General features: G+C 71.5%; 17 protein-coding genes. 4 read left to right on the top strand and 13 right to left on the bottom strand.

Annotated features, from left to right (window positions below):
- Window positions 1–8: 8 nt before the first annotated feature.
- The 5 genes from ACFY6U_RS39665 to ACFY6U_RS39645 all read right to left on the bottom strand — a co-directional run bounded on the left by ACFY6U_RS39665 (window position 9) and on the right by ACFY6U_RS39645 (window position 4,022).
- Window positions 9–629 (bottom strand): ATP/GTP-binding protein, encoded by a 621-nt coding sequence (locus ACFY6U_RS39665; RefSeq protein WP_390046228.1) that lies wholly within the window; start codon window positions 627–629, stop codon window positions 9–11.
- Window positions 610–1,038 (bottom strand): DUF742 domain-containing protein, encoded by a 429-nt coding sequence (locus tag ACFY6U_RS39660; protein ID WP_390046226.1) that lies wholly within the window; start codon window positions 1,036–1,038, stop codon window positions 610–612. The genes ACFY6U_RS39665 and ACFY6U_RS39660 overlap by 20 nt, the downstream gene beginning before the upstream one ends.
- On the bottom strand, window positions 1,035–1,442 hold the full coding sequence (locus ACFY6U_RS39655) for a roadblock/LC7 domain-containing protein (RefSeq protein WP_089103096.1): 408 nt from the start codon (window positions 1,440–1,442) through the stop codon (window positions 1,035–1,037). The genes ACFY6U_RS39660 and ACFY6U_RS39655 overlap by 4 nt, the downstream gene beginning before the upstream one ends.
- The gene (locus tag ACFY6U_RS39650) at window positions 1,439–3,061 is read right to left on the bottom strand and encodes a sensor histidine kinase (protein WP_390046224.1); all 1,623 of its coding nucleotides are present in this window, start codon (window positions 3,059–3,061) and stop codon (window positions 1,439–1,441) included. Before ACFY6U_RS39650 ends, ACFY6U_RS39655 begins: the two co-directional genes overlap by 4 nt.
- Window positions 3,062–3,395: 334 nt before the next feature.
- A complete protein-coding gene (locus ACFY6U_RS39645; protein ID WP_390046222.1) occupies window positions 3,396–4,022 on the bottom strand; it encodes a TetR/AcrR family transcriptional regulator in 627 nt (208 codons plus the stop codon).
- Between the two features lie 186 nt (window positions 4,023–4,208).
- Here ACFY6U_RS39645 and ACFY6U_RS39640 point away from each other — a divergent pair, with 186 nt between their 5' ends.
- From ACFY6U_RS39640 to atzF, 4 genes are read left to right on the top strand one after another with little or no spacing between them, the layout of a single operon-like run.
- On the top strand, window positions 4,209–5,033 hold the full coding sequence (locus ACFY6U_RS39640) for an urea amidolyase associated protein UAAP1 (protein WP_351490230.1): 825 nt from the start codon (window positions 4,209–4,211) through the stop codon (window positions 5,031–5,033).
- On the top strand, window positions 5,030–5,635 hold the full coding sequence (locus ACFY6U_RS39635; protein WP_390046220.1) for an urea amidolyase associated protein UAAP2: 606 nt from the start codon (window positions 5,030–5,032) through the stop codon (window positions 5,633–5,635). Before ACFY6U_RS39640 ends, ACFY6U_RS39635 begins: the two co-directional genes overlap by 4 nt.
- Window positions 5,632–9,144, top strand: coding sequence for a 5-oxoprolinase/urea amidolyase family protein (locus ACFY6U_RS39630; protein ID WP_390046218.1), 3,513 nt, complete (start codon window positions 5,632–5,634; stop codon window positions 9,142–9,144). Before ACFY6U_RS39635 ends, ACFY6U_RS39630 begins: the two co-directional genes overlap by 4 nt.
- Window positions 9,145–9,161: 17 nt before the next feature.
- Window positions 9,162–10,817 carry an allophanate hydrolase gene (gene atzF / locus ACFY6U_RS39625; protein WP_390046216.1) on the top strand — a complete coding sequence of 552 codons (1,656 nt, stop codon included), beginning with the start codon at window positions 9,162–9,164 and terminating at the stop codon, window positions 10,815–10,817.
- Window positions 10,818–10,890: 73 nt separating this feature from the next.
- On the opposite strand, the gene ACFY6U_RS39620 is transcribed toward atzF, so the two are convergent.
- From ACFY6U_RS39620 to ACFY6U_RS39585, 8 genes are all read right to left on the bottom strand, one after another.
- The gene (locus tag ACFY6U_RS39620) at window positions 10,891–13,743 is read right to left on the bottom strand and encodes a DEAD/DEAH box helicase (protein WP_390046214.1); all 2,853 of its coding nucleotides are present in this window, start codon (window positions 13,741–13,743) and stop codon (window positions 10,891–10,893) included.
- Window positions 13,744–13,827: 84 nt separating this feature from the next.
- Window positions 13,828–14,769 (bottom strand): twin-arginine translocase subunit TatC, encoded by a 942-nt coding sequence (tatC, locus tag ACFY6U_RS39615; RefSeq protein ID WP_390046212.1) that lies wholly within the window; start codon window positions 14,767–14,769, stop codon window positions 13,828–13,830.
- A 47-nt stretch (window positions 14,770–14,816) separates the two neighbouring features.
- The gene (gene tatA, locus ACFY6U_RS39610) at window positions 14,817–15,101 is read right to left on the bottom strand and encodes a Sec-independent protein translocase subunit TatA (RefSeq protein ID WP_181806521.1); all 285 of its coding nucleotides are present in this window, start codon (window positions 15,099–15,101) and stop codon (window positions 14,817–14,819) included.
- Window positions 15,102–15,360: 259 nt separating this feature from the next.
- Window positions 15,361–15,555, bottom strand: coding sequence for a hypothetical protein (locus tag ACFY6U_RS39605; protein WP_294002768.1), 195 nt, complete (start codon window positions 15,553–15,555; stop codon window positions 15,361–15,363).
- A gap of 9 nt (window positions 15,556–15,564) precedes the next feature.
- The gene (locus tag ACFY6U_RS39600; RefSeq protein ID WP_351490293.1) at window positions 15,565–15,825 is read right to left on the bottom strand and encodes a hypothetical protein; all 261 of its coding nucleotides are present in this window, start codon (window positions 15,823–15,825) and stop codon (window positions 15,565–15,567) included.
- Window positions 15,826–16,014: 189 nt separating this feature from the next.
- Window positions 16,015–17,025: a WYL domain-containing protein gene (locus tag ACFY6U_RS39595; RefSeq protein WP_351490218.1), complete on the bottom strand. Its 1,011-nt coding sequence runs from the start codon at window positions 17,023–17,025 to the stop codon at window positions 16,015–16,017.
- Window positions 17,026–17,044: 19 nt separating this feature from the next.
- The gene (locus ACFY6U_RS39590) at window positions 17,045–17,998 is read right to left on the bottom strand and encodes a helix-turn-helix transcriptional regulator (protein ID WP_390046209.1); all 954 of its coding nucleotides are present in this window, start codon (window positions 17,996–17,998) and stop codon (window positions 17,045–17,047) included.
- Between the two features lie 207 nt (window positions 17,999–18,205).
- Complete coding sequence (locus ACFY6U_RS39585) at window positions 18,206–18,577, bottom strand: FKBP-type peptidyl-prolyl cis-trans isomerase (protein WP_351490214.1); 372 nt, start codon at window positions 18,575–18,577, stop codon at window positions 18,206–18,208.
- Between the last annotated feature and the right edge of the window lie 69 nt (window positions 18,578–18,646).

Genomic DNA, 18,646 nt, shown 5'->3' with positions numbered 1-18,646 from the left:
AAGGGGGGTCAGGTGAGCGCGCCGGACATGGCGAGCGAGTGCAGGAAGCGCATCAGGGTCATCAGGACGTCACGGCTGGAGGCCCGGCGGCGGGCGTCGCACTCGATGATGGGGACGTCGGGGGGCAGGTCCAGCGCGGTGCGCAGTTCCTCGACGGGGTAACGGGGCGCGTCCGGGAAGGAGTTGACGGCGACGACGAACGGCACCCCGCGCTCCTCCAGGCGTCCCATCACGTCGAAGCTGACCTCCAGGCGCCGGGTGTCGATGAGCACGACCGCACCGAGGGCGCCTTCGAACAGGCCGTTCCACAGGAACCAGAAGCGTTCCTGGCCGGGGGTGCCGAAGAGGTAGAGGACCAGTTGGTCAGTGATGCTGATGCGGCCGAAGTCCATGGCCACGGTGGTGGCGGTCTTGGAGTCGGAGCCGTAGTTGTCGTCGACCCCGATGCCGGCCTGGGTCATGGTCTCCTCGGTGGTCAGCGGTCTGATCTCGCTGACGGAACCGACCATCGTGGTCTTGCCGACCCCGAAGCCGCCCACGATCACGATCTTCACCGCGGCCTGGGCGGTGTGCGGGAGATGGTCCTCGGTGCGGGGGCCGGGGATCGTGTCAGAGCTTTTGAAGTCCATGCATCACCGCTTCGAGAAGTGAACGGTCAGGGAGCGCCTGGCGGACGATCGGGGCGCGCACCTGCACCAGTTCGGCCGTGATCAGCTCGGTGATCAGCGCCGTCATCGCGCTGAACGGCAGGTTGAGGTAGGCCGAGAGCTCGGCCACGGACAGCGGGGCGAGACAGAGCCGGAGCAGCGCCGCCTGCTCCGGGGTGACGGAGGGCGGTGCGGCGGCGCGCGCCACGATTAAGGTGACCAGGTCGAGTTCGGCCCGGGCGCCGTCGGCACCGCTGATGACGTAGAGCCGTTCGGGGTTCTTGTTGTCCTCGTCCTCGCCGCCGTTCTCGGGGGTCGGCGGCACGGACGGGACCGGGGGCGGAGCGAGTTCCGGCCTGGGCTGGCGCCGTTTGCGTTGCGGAGGAGTCATACGGTCTGCCCGTTCCGCCGGGGCGGACTGGTGAGGTGGGCGCCGATGCGGACGACGAGGTCGCGCATCATCTCGCTCATCCGTCCCGGTTCGCAGGTGACGTCGGCGAGCACGGCGAGGTAGGCGTTGGCACCGGCGGACATGAGGTAGAAGTAACCTCTGTCGATCTCGATCAGGACGAGGTTCATGTCGCCGTTGCTGATGGGGAGTTCCTGGGCGACGGCACTGGCCAGGCTCTGCACGCCCGCGCAGGCCGCGGCGAGCCGGTCGGCGGCGTCGGGGTCGCCGCCGTGCCGGGCGATGCGCAGGCCGTCGGCGGAGAGCACGACGATCATCTCGACGCCCGGTACGCCGTCGGCGAGTTGCTTGAGCATCCAGTCGAAGTTGCCTCGCTGCTGGATCACTTGAGGTCCCCCTCGTCGTCGGCCTCGGTGCCGGCCGGATCGTTGATCAGATGCAGGTACTTGGTGGGGTTCCGGGTGAAGTCGGTGGGGTGGACACCCGGGTTGTTCTTCTTGAGCCCCTCCCAGAACGCCTCGACCCAGAGGCCGGGTTCACGACGCTCCGGCTCCGGCTGCTCGGGCTCGGGCTCCTTGTGCTGCGACCAGATGGTCGGGTTGCCCTCGCGTTCGGCGCGCTCGATGGCGGCCTGCTCGGCGATCCGCTGGCTGAGCGGTGTCTTCATCCGGCTGCGCCGCTGCGGCAGCCCGCCCGCCGTCCATTCGGTGACCTCGGGGACGTCGTCCTCCATGGAGATCCCGGCGGGGATGCGGGGGCTGGTGGGCCGGCGCCGCTTGGGCGGGCGCTTGGGGCCTTCGAGGGCGCCGAGTTCGGGCTTGGGGATGCCGGTGGCGCCGATGCCGTGGGCGATGCCGGGGGCGGGGTCGGTGGTCATCATGTCGCTGGGCACGATGAGGACGGCCCGGACGCCGCCGTAGGCGGAGGCGCGCAGCGAGACGTCCATGTTGTACGTCTTGCACAGGCGGCCCACGACCGAGAGGCCGAGGCGCGGGTTCTCGCCGAGGACCTGGATGTCCTTGCCCTGCTTGGCCTTCTCCAGCAGGCCCTCCAGGCGGTCGCGGGCCTCCTCGTTGAGGGTGACGCCGGCGTCCTCGATCTCGATGCACACGCCGGACTGCACCTCGACGGCGGTGACGTGCACCTTGGTGGAGGGCGGCGAGTAGCGGGTGGCGTTGTCGAGGAGTTCGGCGGCCGCGTGGATGACCGGCTCGACAGAGGTGCCCTTGATGTTCACCTGGCAGATGGAGTGCAGCTCGATGCGCCGGTACTCCAGGATCCGGGACATGGCGCCGCGCAGCACGCTGTAGAGGGCGACGGGGTTGGGCCACTGGCGGCCGGGGCGGCCGCCGCCGAGCACGGAGACCGAGTCGGCGAGGCGTCCGATCAGCGCGGTGCCGTGGTCGATGCGCAGCAGGTCGTCGAAGACCTCGGGGTTGCGGCCGTGGTCCTCCTCCATCTCCCGCAGTTCGTGGGCCTGCTGGTGGACGATGGCCTGGACGCGCCGGGCGACGCTGACGAACGAACGCTCCAGGGAGTCGCGCTGGAGGTCCTCCTCGTCGACGATGTCGAGCATGATGCGGATCAGCCGCCGCTGCGACTCGGGGGCGTGGCGCATCCGCGGGTCGACGTCGAAGAGCTGGCGAACCACCTCTTTGGGTGACTCACCGGCCTTGAGCCGGTAGAGCGCGGTCGGAAAGACCTCCCGGCCGAGGTGCTCGATCTCCTCCTCGCTCGCGGTGAGGCGCCGTTCCAGATACGCGCTGTGACGGTCGTGCTCGGCCCGGGCGTCCCGGAGCCTACGGCCGCGGCGCACCGCTTCAGCCGCCGTCGCGAGCACCAGCAGCATGCCGACGGCCCCGCACACGCCGACGGCGACCCGGGCGGATCCCGCCACCAGGACGACGGCGGCGGCGGTCGCCGCGGCCATCAGTATGGCGGGCAGCAACAGCACGCGCGCCAGGGAAAGTTCACGGCCATCGGGAGGCGATTGCACACTCACCATGTATGCCTTCTGAGACGAATCGGCTGGGTGTCGGGGGAGCTCGTGGGGGGAAGGTTCATGGAGCAGTCTGGATCTTCCGTATGTTTGGGAACAGGCGCACGAATTCACCTCAACTCGGTGCGCCGCGGGCGAGCTTAGTCCGACCGGATCATCGCCGTGTCATATTCGGCAAGCACCTGAAAACACCCGAAGGACTGGAGTACCCTCGGTCGTTTTACACGGAGGGCATTCATTCGAACACGCCCCGTTACTGCGCACGGGCGTACGAAAGTCACTCACCGTGATGAGTGAAAGGAGCCTCCGGAGCGGAACCTCCGCCGCCCCGCGAGACTCCTCAGACCCCCACGATCCGCAGCGCGGCCTCGGCCGTGGCGCGGGCGAACTCGCGGGCGGGGCGCTCGGGTTCGGAGCGGTGGACGAGGATGACACCCTCGATCAGCCCGAAGACGAGATCGGTCCGCAGCTCCAGCTCCCCCTTGGCCAGCGCACCGCCGGCCGCCGTGTCGGCGATCAGCTGCCGGTAGGCGTCCTTGAGTTCGGCGCGTACGGCGTGGAAGCCGGCGAACCGTTCGGTGTGCACCTCGGGCAGCAGGTAGAGCGCGCCGAGATTGTGCGGCCCGGCGCACAGCAGCTCCACGTCGGCCCGGCACAGGACCCGCAGCCGCTCCTCGGCCGGTGTCGCATCGTCGGCGAGCAGCTCGCGCGCGCAGGCCAGGGACGGCGTGACGGTGGACTCGAGCAGCTCGGCGAGGAGTTCCTCCTTGCCGGAGACGTAGTGGTACATCGACGCCTGCCGCATGCCCGCACGCTCGGCGACGGCCCGGGTGGTGGTGGCCGCGTAGCCACGGGTGGTGAACAACTCGGCGGCCGCCGCGAGCAGTTCGGCCCGCGGCTCGAGACCGCTGTCCGGTCGCTGCGCGGCCCGCGGCCGGCCGACCCGGCGGCCACTGCTCGTCCCCATGCGTTCGATCCTCGCACACGACGCCGTACGGCGATCACGCCGACGCCGCCACCACTGGACCGCCGCACCCGGTGAGCCCTCGGTAACCGGGCCGGAACGCGACGGCAACGCCGCCGACCCGACCCGCCCCTAATTTCTGTCGAGCGACAGAAATCTCCCCACAGCCGAAGGAGCCGGAGGTCAGCGATGGCGACAGCGACCACGTACGGAGCCCGCGCGCACGCCCGCGCCCAGGAGGGCACCCGCGCCGAGGCCATGCCCGTCGTACCGGCCGCCGACTGGCCGGACCCGCCCTGCGAGGCGGGACACCTGGTGTGGGCCGAGACGGTGGCGGGCGGCAACTACACGCACCGAGTCCTGGCCCGCGGCACCGAGCTGCGCCTGACCGACCCGGTCGGCGACGCCTGTGCCCACCTCCTGCTGTACGCCGACGGCCGCCCCTGGGAACGGCTGAACGTCGCCGACACGGTCAAGGTCCAGTGGAACGCCTACCTCGGTGAGGGCGTACTGCTCCTCTCCGACCAGGGCCGGGTCCTCGCCTCCGTCGTCGCCGACACCTCCGGCCGGCACGACGCGCTCTGCGGCACCTCCACCCTGGCCCGCAACACCGAGCGGTACGGCGACGGCTCCCCGCAGTCGCCCTCCCCCGCAGGACGCGAGCTGTTCAAGCTGGCGGCGGCCAAGAACGGCCTGGAACCGCGCGACCTCCCGCCGTCCCTGTCGTTCTTCCAGGGCGTGGAGGTACGCGAGGACGGCACGCTGGACTTCACCGGCCCGTCCGGCCCCGGCGGCAGCGTCACGCTCCGCACCGAACAGGACGTGACCGTGCTGATCGCGAACGTCCCGCACCCGGCCGACCCGCGCCCCGACTACGTCAGCTCCCCCCTCGAGGTCCTGGCCTGGCGCGCCGCGCCCACCCCGCCCGGTACCCCCCTCTGGGACGCCACCCCCGAAGGCCGCCGCGCCTTCCTCAACACCCGTGAATTCCTCGCCGCGAGGGGGCTGGCATGAGCACGCAGACCGTCGTCCCGGCCCGCGCGGCCTGGTCCGCCGTGATCCCCGGGGGCGAGACCCTCACCATCACCGACCTGCACGGCAACCAGGCCGTCGACTTCCTCGTCTACGACGCCCACGACACCTCGGTCCGCTACAGCGCGCCCGACACCGTGCACGCCCAGGGCAACATCTTCCTCACCACCGGCAGCGTGCTGCTCTCCAACGAGCACACCCCGCTGATGACGGTGACCGCCGACGAGGTCGGCCGGCACGACACGCTCGGCGGCGCCTGCTCCAAGGAGTCCAACACCCTCCGCTACGGCCACCACACCTGGTCGCAGCACGCGTGTGTCGACAACTTCCTGGCGGAGGGCGCGCGTCACGGCCTGGGCAAGCGCGACCTGGTCTCCAACATCAACTGGTACATGAACGTGCCCGTCGAGAAGGACGGCACCCTCGGCATCGTCGACGGCCTCTCGGCCCCGGGCCGGAAGCTGACCCTGCGCGCCGAACGCGACGTCCTCGTCCTGGTCTCCAACTGCCCCCAGATCAACAACCCCTGCAACGGCTTCGATCCCACGGCCGTGCAGATGACGATCGCCGGGGCCGCGGAATGACCTCCTTCGAGAAGCTGCTGGTCGCCAACCGCGGCGAGATAGCCGTCCGTGTCATCCGCACCGCCCGCGAACTGGGCCTGCGCACGGTCGCCGTCTACTCCGACCCCGACCGCTCGGCCCCGCACGTGCGCCTCGCCGACGAGGCGGTCCGGCTCGGCCCGGCCCCGGCGAAGGAGTCGTACCTCGACGCCGACCTGGTGCTCAAGGCGGCCAAGGACACCGGCGCGGGCGCGATCCACCCCGGCTACGGCTTCCTGTCCGAGGACGCCGCCTTCGCCCGCCGCTGCGAGGAGGCGGGGATCGTCTTCGTCGGCCCGTCCCCCGAGCAGCTGGAGCTGTTCGGCGCGAAGCACACCGCACGGGCGGCCGCGCGGGCCGCGGGGGTACCCCTGGCGCCGGGCACCGGGCTGCTGGCCGACCTGGACGAGGCCCGCCGCGAAGCGTCCGTCATCGGCTACCCCGTCATGCTCAAGGCCACCGGCGGTGGCGGCGGTATCGGCATGTCGGCATGCCGATCGGTCGACGAACTGACCGACGCCTGGGACCGCGTCCAGCGGGTCGCCGCCGCGTCCTTCTCCTCCGCCGGGGTCTTCCTGGAACGCCTGGTCGAGCACGCCCGCCACGTCGAGGTCCAGGTCTTCGGCGACGGCGAAGGCCGGGTCGTCACCTTCGGCGACCGGGACTGCTCCCTCCAGCGCCGCAACCAGAAGGTGGTCGAGGAGGCCCCCGCCCCCGGCCTGCCCCCGCGGGTCCGCGCCCAACTCGCCGCGTCCGCCCGCGATCTGTGCGCCTCGGTCGGCTACCGCTCGGCCGGCACGGTCGAGTTCGTGTACGACGCGGCCCGCGAGGAGGCCTACTTCCTGGAGGTCAACACCCGCCTCCAGGTCGAACATCCGGTCACCGAGGAGATCTACGGCGTCGACCTGGTCGCCTGGATGCTGCGCCTGGCCCGGGGCGAGACCGACGTAGTCCGCGACCCGGGCACACCGCGCGGGCACGCCGTCGAGGCCCGCGTCTACGCCGAGGACCCCTCCCGCGAACACCGGCCCAGCGCCGGCCTGCTGACCCGGGTGGAGTTCCCGGCGGGCGTGCGCGTCGACGGCTGGGTGGAGACCGGCACCGAGGTGACGACGTCGTACGACCCGATGCTCGCCAAGGTGATCGCGTACGGGTCAGACCGCGCCGAGGCACTGCGACGGCTGGACGAGGCACTGGCCCGCACCCGCGTCGACGGCATCGAGACGAACCTCGGCCTGGTACGCGCCGCGCTCGCCGACCCCCGCTTCCACTCCGCCGCCCACTCCACGGCCACGCTCGCCACGGTCACCGACCCCACGCCCCGGATCGAGGTCGTCGCCGCCGGCACGCTCACCACGGTCCAGGACTGGCCGGGCCGCACCGGCTACTGGCAGGTCGGCGTCCCCCCGAGCGGCCCGATGGACGACCGCTCCTTCCGCCTGGGCAACCGCGCCCTGGGCAACCCGGAGGGCGCACCCGGCCTCGAATGCACCCTCCAGGGCCCGTCCCTGCGCTTCACCCACCCCACCACCGTCTGCGTGACCGGCGCCCCGGCCCCGGTGAGGGTCGACGGCGCCCCGGCCGCCCAGTGGGAGCCGGTGACCGTCCCGGCGGGCGGCCTGCTGGAGATCGGCGCCCCTGCCGAGCAGGGTCTGCGCACCTACGTGCTGTTCGCCGGCGGCGGCCTGGACGTCCCCGCCTTCCTCGGCAGCGCGAGCACCTTCACCCTGGGCCGGTTCGGCGGCCACGGCGGCCGGGCGCTGCGCACGGGTGACGTCCTGCACGGCGGGGCCGTGACGGACGGGGAGCCGGTCGCCGAACGCCCGCACTTCACCGCCGACTGGCAGCTCGCGGCCGTCGAAGGCCCGCATGCCGCCCCGGAGTTCTTCACCGAGGACGACATCCGCGACTTCTACGCGGCCGAGTGGAAGGTGCACTTCAACTCGGCGCGCACCGGAGTCCGCCTGGTCGGCCCCAAGCCGCGCTGGGCACGCACCGACGGCGGCGAGGCGGGCCTGCACCCCTCCAACATCCACGACACCCCGTACTCGGTCGGCGCCGTCGACTACACCGGCGACATGCCGGTCCTGCTCGGCCCCGACGGCCCCTCCCTGGGCGGTTTCGTCTGCCCCGCGACCGTCCTGAGCGGCGAACGCTGGAAGCTCGGCCAGCTCCGCCCCGGCGACACGGTCCGCTTCACCGCCGTCGACGTCACGGGCGCGCCCCGCCCCGAGATCGTCGACGGCGGTGTCCTCGCCCGGGACGGTGACGTGACCTACCGGCGCAGCGGCGACGACAACCTGCTGGTCGAGTTCGGCCCCATGCAGCTGGACCTCGCCCTGCGGATGCGCGTCCACGCCCTGATGGAAGCGGTGACGGCGGCGGACCTGCCCGGGGTCAGGGACCTCACCCCCGGCATCCGCTCGCTCCAGGTCCAGACGGACCCGGCCGCTCTCCCCCAGTCCGAACTCCTCGCCACGGTGCGGGGGATCGTCGCCTCGCTCCCGCCCACCGACGAACTGGTGGTGCCCTCCCGCACGGTTCACCTCCCCCTCTCCTGGGACGACCCCGCGACCCGTGAGGCGATCGCCCGCTACATGGCGGGCGTCCGCGACGACGCCCCCTGGTGCCCGTGGAACATCGAGTTCATCCGCCGGATCAACGGCCTGGACTCGGTCGACGACGTCTACCGCACGGTCTTCGACGCGGAGTACCTGGTCCTCGGCCTCGGCGACGTGTACCTGGGCGCCCCGGTCGCCACCCCTCTGGACCCGCGCCACCGCCTGGTCACCACGAAGTACAACCCGGCCCGCACCTGGACCGCCGAGAACTCCGTCGGCATCGGCGGCGCCTACCTGTGCATCTACGGCATGGAGGGCCCGGGCGGCTACCAGTTCGTGGGCCGTACGACCCAGGTGTGGTCGGGCTGGCAGCAACGCGGCGCGTTCGAGCCGGGCATGCCGTGGCTGCTGCGGTTCTTCGACCGGATCAGGTGGTATCCGGTGTCCGCGGACGAACTCCTCGACCTGCGCGCCGACATCACCTCCGGCCGGTTCGTGCCGCGCATCGAGGAAGGCACCTTCTCCCTCTCCGCGTACGAGGCGTTCCTCACCGAACAGGCCGTGTCCATCGAGAGGTTCCGGTCACGGCAGCAGACGGCCTTCGGGGCGGAGCGCGACGCGTGGGAAGCGGCGGGCGAGTTCGCGAGAGCGGAGGCCTCGGCCCCACCGGCGGCCGCACCGGCCGAGGTGTCCGTCCCGCCGGGCGGCCACCTGGTGGAGGCCGAGTTCGCGGCCTCGGTATGGCAGTTGAACGTAGCGCCGGGCGACGAGGTGACGGCGGGCCAGCCGCTCCTCGCCCTGGAGGCGATGAAGATGGAGTCCAGGGTGCACGCGCCGATGCCCGGTGTGGTGACGGAGATCCTGGCCCGGCCCGGCGACCAGGTGGAGGCGGGCACGGCCCTGCTCGTCCTGGCCCCGGCCGCGAACTGAGCGACAGGAGCAAGACCATGTCCAGCACCGTCTCCCGGGTCCGTGCCGCCTACGCACGCATCGAGGCCGTCGACCGGCCCGAGATCTGGATCGACCTGCGCCCGCGGGAGGAAGCCGAGGCGGAGGCCCGTGCGATCGACGAGCGGGTGGCCGCGGGGGAACACCTCCCCCTGGCGGGCCGCCTGTTCGCCGCCAAGGGCAACATCGACGTGCACGGGCTGCCCACGACGGCGGGCTGCCCGGCGTACGCGTACGAACCGCAGGCCGACGCCCCCGTGGTGGCCCGCCTGCGCGCGGCCGGCGCACTCGCCCTCGGCACCACCAACCTCGACCAGTTCGCGACCGGCCTGGTCGGTACCCGCTCCCCGCACGGCGCGGTCCGCAACGCGATCGACCCCCTCCGGATCAGCGGCGGCTCCAGCTCCGGCTCGGCCGTCGCCGTGGCCCTCGGCATCGTCGACCTCGCCCTCGGCACGGACACCGCCGGCTCGGGCCGGGTCCCGGCCGCCTTCAACGGCATCGTCGGCCTGAAACCCACCCGCGGCCTCGTCCCGACAGCCGGTGTCGTCCCGGCCTGCGCGTCCGTCGACTGCGTGACGGTGTTCGCCCGCACCCTCGCGGAGGCGGAGCAGGCCCTGTCGTACATGGCGGCCCCACCGGACCGCACGCTCCCGCCGCTCCCCCAGCGGGCCCCGGGCCCCTGGCGGATCGCGGTCCCGCCGCTCTCCCAGCTCGGCGAGCTGGACGAGGGCTGGGCGGAGGCCTACGCGGAGGCGGTGGACCGTCTGAGGGCCGCGGGCGCCTCGGTCCGCCCGCTCGACCTGACCCCGTTCACCGAGGCGGCGGCGATGCTCTACGAGGGCGCGTTCGTGGCCGAGCGCTACACGGCAGTGGGTCCTTTTATCGACAAGTTGATCTCATCCGGCGGCGAGGGCCTCGACCCCACCGTCGCCGGCATCATCACCCGGGCCCGCGACATCCCGGCCCACCGGCTCTTCACCGACCAGGACCGCCTGGCGGACCTGCGCACCCGCGCCCTGGCCGAACTCGCCGACGCGGACGCCCTGCTGCTGCCCACCGCCCCCGGCCATCCCACCCTCGCCGAGGTGGCCGCCGACCCGCTGGGCGCCAACGCCCGCCTGGGCCGCTTCACCAACTCCACGAACCTCTTCGACCTGGCGGCGCTGGCTGTCCCGGCGGGCGAGGTGGACGGCCTGCCGTTCGGCGTGATGCTGATCGGCCCGGCGTTCACGGACACCCGCCTCGCCACGATCGCCCGCGCCCTGGAACCGAGGGTGAGCCTCGCGGTGGTCGGCGCCCACCTGACGGGCCAGCCCCTGAACCCGCAGCTCCTGGCGCTGGGGGCGGTACTGGACCGCACGACGACGACGGCACCCGCGTACCGCTGCCACGCCCTCCGGACGAGCCCACCGAAGCCGGGTCTGGTCCATGTCGGCGAAGGTGGCGCGGCCATCGAGACGGAGGTGTGGACCCTTCCCCCGGAGGGCCTGGGCCGCCTGCTCGCGACGCTCCCCCGCCCGATGACGCTGGGCACCGTGGAACTGGCGGACGGCACCAGCGTCCCCGGCTTCCTGTGCGAACCGAGCGCGCTCGTAGACGCCGAAGACATCACCCACCACGGAAGCTGGCGAGCCTTCTTGAAAGAGGCCTAGGAAAAGCGCCCCGTCAGGGGCACGGGGAACTGCGCGACCAGCCACACCCCACCCGCACCCGCCAACGAATCCGTCACCCCACCGACGAGTAGGCCACAACCCCCCGCAGCACCAGATCGACCGCCTTGCGCGCAGCCTTCCCCACGGTCGAGCCCTCCACAGGAGAAGCCGCCGAGATCTGCCCCAGCACGTCGATGACCTGCTTGCACCAGCGGACGAAGTCGCCGGCCGGCATCTCCGCCTCCCGCAGCACCTCGTCCAGGCCCATCCCGGACGCCCACATGTAGGCGGCCCAGGCGAAGCCGAGGTCCGGCTCGCGCTGTCCGACGCCCTCGGTCTGGTTGATCCGGAAGTCCTCCTCAAGGGCGTCGAGGCGCCCCCAGATCCGCACCATCTCGCCGAGCGCGGCCTTGGCCTTGCCGGAGGGCAGCTTGGGCGCCATGGCGTCGTCGCCGACCCGGGCCTCGTACACCAGCGCCGAGACGCACGCGGCGAGTTCGGCGGGGCCGAGGCCCTCCCAGACGCCGGCCCGCAGGCATTCGCTGGCGAGCAGGTCGAGTTCGCCGTAGAGGCGGGCGAGCCGCTTGCCGTGTTCGGTGACCTCGTCGCCGCGCAGGTAGTCCAGCTCGGTCAGGAGCGCCACGATCCGGTCGAAGGTCCGGGCGATGGTGTTGGTCCGGCCCTCGATGCGCCGCTCCAGCTGCGAGGTGTCCCGGATCAGCCGGTGGTAGCGCTCGGCCCAACGGGCATGGTCCTCACGGTCGTTGCAGCCGTGGCAGGGGTGCGCGCGGATCGCGGTGCGCAGCCGGGCGATCTCGCGGTCGTCGGCCGCCTGTGACCGCTTCTTGCGGGCCCGCTCCGGCGGGATGTGCCCGGCCTTGGTCCGCAACGCGGAGGCGAGGTCCCGACGGGACTGCGGGGAGCGGGGGTTGAAGGACTTGGGGATCCGCATCCGCTCCAGCGCCTCGACCGGCACCGGGAAGTCGATGGAGGCGAGCCGCTTGACCTGCCGCTCGGCCGTGAGCACCAACGGCCGTGGCCCGTCGTGCTGTTCGAAGCCGCGGTGGCCGTTGGACCGCCCGGCGGGCAGCCCGGGGTCCAGCACCAGCGCGAGGCCGGCGTACTTGCCGGTCGGGACGTGGATGACGTCGCCCGGTTTGAGCTTCTCCAGGGCGACGGCCGCCTCGGCGCGCCGCTGGGAGGCGCCCTGCCGGGCCAGTTCGGTCTCGCGGTCCTTCAGCTCCCGCCGCAGGCGCGCGTACTCCTCGAAGTCGCCGAGGTGGCAGGTCATGGACTCCTTGTAGCCGGCGAGCCCTTCTTCGTTGCGCTGGACCTGGCGGGAGATCCCGACGACCGACTTGTCGGCCTGGAACTGCGCGAACGACGTCTCGAGCAACTCCCGCGAGCGGTGCCGCCCGAACTGCTCGACCAGGTTGACCGCCATGTTGTACGACGGCTTGAAGCTGGACCGCAGCGGATAGGTGCGGGTGCCGGCGAGCCCGGCGAGGTGCTCGGGGCTCATGCCCCGCTGCCAGAGCACCACCGCGTGGCCCTCGACGTCGATGCCGCGGCGGCCCGCACGGCCGGTCAGCTGGGTGTACTCGCCCGGGGTGATGTCGGCGTGCTGCTCGCCGTTCCACTTGACGAGCTTCTCCAACACCACCGAGCGGGCGGGCATGTTGATGCCGAGCGCGAGGGTCTCGGTGGCGAACACGGCCTTCACCAGGCCGCGTACGAAGAGTTCCTCGACGACCTCCTTGAAGGTCGGGAGCATGCCGGCGTGGTGGGCGGCGATACCGCGCTCCAGGCCTTCGAGCCACTCGTAGTAGCCGAGGACGTGCAGGTCCTCCGGCGGGATGGAGGAGGTCCGCTCCTCGACGAGGGCGCGCACCTTTTCCCGTGCCTCGTCGTCGTTGAGCCGGAGGCCGGCGTACAGGCACTGCTGGACGGCGGCTTCGCAGGCGGCGCGGCTGAAGATGAAGGTGATGGCGGGCAGCAGGCCCTCGCTGTCGAGCCGTTCGATGACCTCGGGGCGGCCCGGTGTCCACACCCGGGACCGCTGCCGGCGCTCCCGCTCCCGGTCGGCCTCGCGCATGGCGCGGCCGCGTCTGCGGTCCTGGTACGACGGACGCTGTGCCTCCATGCGGGCCAGCCGGGCGAGGTCGGGGTTGACGGCCTTCTTGTGGCCCTCGCCCTCCTCGAACAGGTCGTACATCCGGCGTCCGGCGAGCACGTGCTGGAACAGCGGGACGGGCCGGTGCTCGGAGACGATGACCTCGGTGTCGCCGCGGACGGTGTCGAGCCAGTCGCCGAACTCCTCGGCGTTGGAGACGGTGGCCGACAGGGAGACCAGGGTCACGGACTCCGGGAGGTGGATGATCACCTCTTCCCAGACGGCGCCGCGGAACCGGTCGGAGAGGTAGTGGACCTCGTCCATGACCACGTAGCCGAGGCCGATGAGGGTCTGGGAGCCCGCGTACAGCATGTTCCGCAGGACCTCGGTGGTCATGACGACCACGGCGGCGTCCGGGTTGATGCTGTTGTCGCCGGTGAGGAGACCGACCATGCCGTCGCCGTAGCGGCGGCAGAGGTCGGCGTACTTCTGGTTCGACAGTGCCTTGATGGGTGTCGTGTAGAAGCACTTCTTGCCCTGCATGAGGGCGAGGTGGACGGCGAACTCGCCGACGATCGTCTTGCCGGAGCCGGTGGGGGCGGCCACCAGTACGCCCTTTCCGGCTTCGAGCGCCTGGCAGGCCTCGATCTGGAAGGGGTCGAGGCCGAAGTCGTACATCTCGCGGAACGACGCGAGCGCGGTGGCCTGCTCGGCGGCCCGCTTGCGGGCCGCCGCATACCGCTCGGCCGGTGAGAGGTCCTCTGTCATCGTGCTTTCGAGCGTACCGGTCCCCACTGACAACAGGACGATCATTATCCGGAACATGGGACAACGGACAACAAAGAGGTGCCCGCGTCGTGGGACGCGGGCACCTCCGGTGGCTGTGGTCGCCCTGTGTCAGGTCACGTCGTCGTATCCGTTGACCCGGTCCGGGCCCTCGGGCAGCGCGCGGCTGGCGGAGACGGTCTCGATCTCGCCGAGGTCCTCGGGGGTGAGGTCGAGGTCGGAGGCCTCGTCGTCGTCGAGGCCGTCGTCGTCGCGGCGGCGCCTGCGCCGGTCGTTGAGGAGGGAGAACGCGACCGCGCCGAAGTACAGCACCCAGATCGGTCCGGCGAGCGCCAGCATGGAGAGCGGGTCGGTGCTCGGGGTGGCCACGGCCGCGAAGATCGTGATGCCGAGGATCATGGCCCGCCACCAGCCGAGCATGCGCCTGCCGGTGATGATTCCGGTGAGATTGAGGAACACCAGGAGCAGCGGCAGCTCGAAGGAGAGACCGAAGACGATCACCATGCGGGTGACCAGCTGCAGCAGGTCGTCAAGCGGCAGCAGGTTGCTCACGCCGTGCGGGGTGAAGCCGATGAGCACCTTCGCGGTGGTCGGCAGGACCTTGTAGGCGAAGAAGGCGCCGCCGAAGAAGAGCGGGACGCCGGTGCCGACGAACGCGTAGGCGTACTTCTTCTCGTGCCGGTGCAGACCGGGGGCGACGAAGGCCCACAGCTGGTACAGCCAGACCGGCGAGGCGAACACCACACCCGCCATCAGGGAGACCTGGAGGGCGAGGGTGAAAGGCGCGAGCAGACCGTTGATGGTGATCTGCGCGCACTGCTCGTCACCCTTCGTCGTGTTCATCTCCGAGAAGGTGTGGTGGCAACCGACCGAGTCGAGGATCGGCTTGGTGAGGAAGTCGATGACGTTGTTGTAGAAGAAGGCGGCGACCACCGTGATGACGATGATGGCCAGCATGGCCTTCGCGAGCCGGTTGCGGAGCTCACGAAGGTGATCCGCGAGAGGCATCCGCCCCTCGGGATCCTTCTCCTGATTGCGGGCAGACTTTGGCAACCCACGTCCTCATCTCGTGCGGCAGGCCGGGGGCTACCGGCCTTGCGTCAGCGCTGGGTGGTGTCCGACGGCTCGTTGACCGGGCGGGCGCTGGTCACGTCGCCGGGGGCCGCCTGGATGGTGCGCTGGGCCTGGGACTGCTCGCCGGAGGCGGGGGCCTGGGCGGAGGTCGTGGTGTTGCCGTCTTCCTTCATCGCCTTGGCCTCGCTCTTGAGGATGCGAGCGGACTTGCCGAGCGAGCGCGCCATGTCGGGAAGCTTCTTCGCGCCGAACAGCAGGATGACGACGACGAGGATGAGAATGATCTCGGGGGCGCCGAGCCTTCCGAACATAAGTCTTTACCTTCTCACCGAGGCGGCTGGGTGGGATGCTGTCCGATCCGTCGGACATGCGTCCGAGTGATCGTGCTCTCAGCGATCGTAACGCTCAGGGGTAAACGTGAGGCAATCCCCGTGCGTACTCCCGGTCCGCGGAACGGGCCTCGTTCTCCGTGCCGCGTCAGCAGCGTACCTTTCCCTGCGGGCACCGTGACAGGGCGAAGTGACGCAAACCGCTTATGGCCCACTACTCACATCGCTTCCACAGCGGGCGTCACAGTGCGTCGACAGTGCGGGCGGCGCTCTCGGCCGCCCGTTCCAGGTCTTCCGCGGCCCGGTTGATGCGCCGTGCCGAGTCCGCGACCTGTGCACCCAGCCGCCGCGCCTCCAGGAAGACCCGGACGGCGAGCACGCCGAGCACGGCGAGACCCACGAAACCCACAGCTACCGCGACCATCGCCCAGAACATGGGGCGAGCCTAGACGGTGGGGTGCAGCCGCAGGGTGCGGACCCCGCCGCCGGTGAGCAGTTCGACGATCCGCTCGCCGGCGGGCTTGCGGACGGCGGCCCCGCAGTCGGGGCAGGTGAACGAGTAGAACGTCGTCTTGCTGGTGGCTCCGATGGCCAGGCGCAGGGCGCTCGCGGTGAGCTCGAAACTGCCCCGGCAGTCCGGGCAGCCGGCTCTGAACACCACGGGGACCACTCTTCTCATCCCGGCGAAGGCGGCCGCGACCGTCATCTCCCGCGCGCCCGCGCCACCGGAACCCGAAGACTCGTCCAGAACCCCCGAAGACTCGTTCAAAACCCTCGCCCCTCCTTCTTGATCGTTCGCCTTCGGCGCGCCTCGGCCGGTGTCGAGGGGGCGACCGTGCTCGACCCTGCGGGCCGCCGCGCGGTCACTCCCTCGACACCGGCGCGCCCCTCCGGCTCACTCATGCCCTTCCTCGTCGCCGTGCCCGACGTGGTCGTACGCCGCCAGTGCCTCGCGGGCCGCCCGGCGGGCGGCCTCGGCCAGCTCGGGCGGTGACACGATCCGGCCGTCGCCGCCGAGCCTGAGCGCCAGCCGGCGCAGGGAGGCCGGATCGGGGGTGCGCAGGGTGATACGCAGCCCGCCGTCGGGAAGCTCATCCGCGCTGTCGTGCGGGTAGTACTCGGCGACCCAGCGGCCGCCCGGGCCGACCTCGACGACCACCTCGGGGTCCTCGGCGGCCGGCTGCACCAGCGCCTCGGACAGGTCGCGCAGCTCGATCTCGGGGGGCGCGGACGGCTCGTCCAGGATCTTGATCTCCGCCACCCGGTCGAGGCGGAAGGTACGCCGGGCCTCGGAGCGGCGGCACCAGGCCTCCACATAGGTGTGGCCGACGCTGACCAGGCGGATGGGGTCGATCTCGCGCTCGGTGACCTCGTCGCGGGCCGGTGAGTAGTAGCGGATCCACAGCCGGCGGCGCTCGGCGATCGCCCGGTCGACGTCGGCGAAGACCCCGCCCTCGGACTCGAAGGTCACCGACAGCCGGGCGCTGGCGTCGCCCGCCTCGCCGGCCGCGGTCTCCACCTTGGCGGTGGCCCGCAGCAGCGCCTGCCGGTCGCCCTCGCGCAAGCCGGGCAGGGTGGCCACCGCGCGGGCGGCGACCAGGAGGGCGGTCGCCTCGTCGGCGGCGAGCCTGAGCGGTTCGGCGGCCTCCTCGCCGAGCGCGGCCGCGTTGTGCCACCAGATCCGCTCACCGTCGGTGTCGATGTCCAGCAGATCGCCGCCCCGGAAGCTGGTGCCGCACATGGGCAGCACGTCGAGGTCGGAGACCAGCTCGTCCTCGGTGATGCCGAAGGCGCGCGCCACGTCCGCGATCCGGGCGCCGGGGCGCTCGCGCAGGTAGGTCACCAGGGAGAGCATCCGCCGGGTCTGGTCGATGGCGTTCACGGGCCTGACCGGTTTGCCTGCCACTGCCTTGCTCCGCTCCCCCTCAGCCCTTGGCCACGGCACGCAGCCGGTCCACGACGTCCGCCCGCAGCTCGGCCGGCTCCAGGACCATCACGTCCGGCCCGAACTCCACGAGCCAGGCGTCCAGCCCGTGCCCGTACGGAATCTCCAACTCGTCCCACCCGTCTCCGAGTTCCCGCACCGCGGTGGCCTTCGCCCGAAGGGGGTACCCGGACCCGGAGCGCAGCCGGATCAGCGCGGAGCGGTCCGCGATCTCACCGGCCCAGCTCGCCACGGTCTCGCGGACGGTGACGACGTCCGGGACCGGCGCGGTGAAGGCGGTGCCCCGGGAGCGGACCTTCCCGGTGATCCGGGACAGCCGGAACACCCGCTCGGCGCCCCGGTCACGGTCCCAGCCCGCCAGGTACCAGTGACCGCGCCAGCACTCCAGGGCCCAGGGCTCCACGTTCCTGGTCCCGGGGTGGGCGGCGGTGGCCTTGCGGTAGTCGAAGACGACCGGGCGGCGGTCCCGGCAGGCCAGCATCAGCGGCTCGAAGGCGGCCTCGTGCACCGGGATGCGCGGCTCCAGGGCGCCGTGCGCCTCGTACGGGTCGACGTCCTCGGGCAGCCCGGCCGCGCGCAGCTTCTGCAGGGCGCCGCTGGCGGCGCCGGCGAGCCGGGCCTGCTGCCAGACCTTGGCGGCGAGACCGAGGGCGGCGGCCTCCTCGGCGTCCAGGGTGATGGGCGGCAGGCGATTGCTGTCACGGCGCGCCAGGTAGCCGACCTCGCCGTCCAGGTTCTCGACGGTCTCGATCACCAGCCCGAGTTCGCGCAGGTCGTCCTTGTCGCGCTCGAACATCCGGCTGAAGGAGTCGTCGCTGCCCGCCTCCAGGTAGGCCTCGATGGATTCCCGCAGCTCACGCTTGCTGAGCGGCCGCCGCGTCCCCAGCAGGCACAGCGCCAGGTTCATCAGCCGCTCGGCCTTGGCAATGGCCATCGACGCCCTTCGCCTTCCCTATGGTGCTTCTGACCGATGACCGTACCGCTCCGGAGTGTCACGGCAAAAGCCAGTACAAATGACGAGGTCCGAAACGGACACGACCCGACAAACACCGAGGGCCCGCGCGCACGGCACGGGCCCTCGTCCAGCCGGTTTCCGGCCACGACCGGTCGGCGCCCGAGGGCGCCGGGCCGGGGCGGGGAATCAGACCGCGATCAGGTCCACGACGAAGATCAGCGTCTCGCCGGGCTTGATCGCCGGTGTCGGGCTCTGGTCGCCGTAGGCGAGGTGGGCCGGGATGGTCAGCTGGCGACGCCCGCCGACCTTCATGCCCTGCACACCCTGGTCCCAGCCCTTGATGACCCGGCCACCGCCCAGCGGGAAGCGGAACGGCGCGCCCCGGTTCCAGCTGGCGTCGAACTCCTCGCCGGTGCTGAACGCGACACCCACGTAGTGCACGGTGACGGTCTGACCCGCCTGGGCCACCTCGCCGTCACCCTCCCAGATGTCCTTGATCTCCAGGTCGGCCGGGGCCTCGCCCTCGGGGAAGTCGATCTCGGGCTTGTCGATGCTCACGTCTTGGGCTCCTGCTTGTGTACGACACTGAACCCGGACAGTCTTTCATCCCCGCCCGGGTCACGCCCG

Source organism: Streptomyces sp. NPDC013157, assembly GCF_042899865.1.
In the GTDB taxonomy this organism is placed as follows: Bacteria; Actinomycetota; Actinomycetes; order Streptomycetales; family Streptomycetaceae; genus Streptomyces.
The sequence above is the reverse complement of the archived record's forward strand: the minus strand, read 5'-3'. Positions and strand labels throughout refer to the sequence as shown.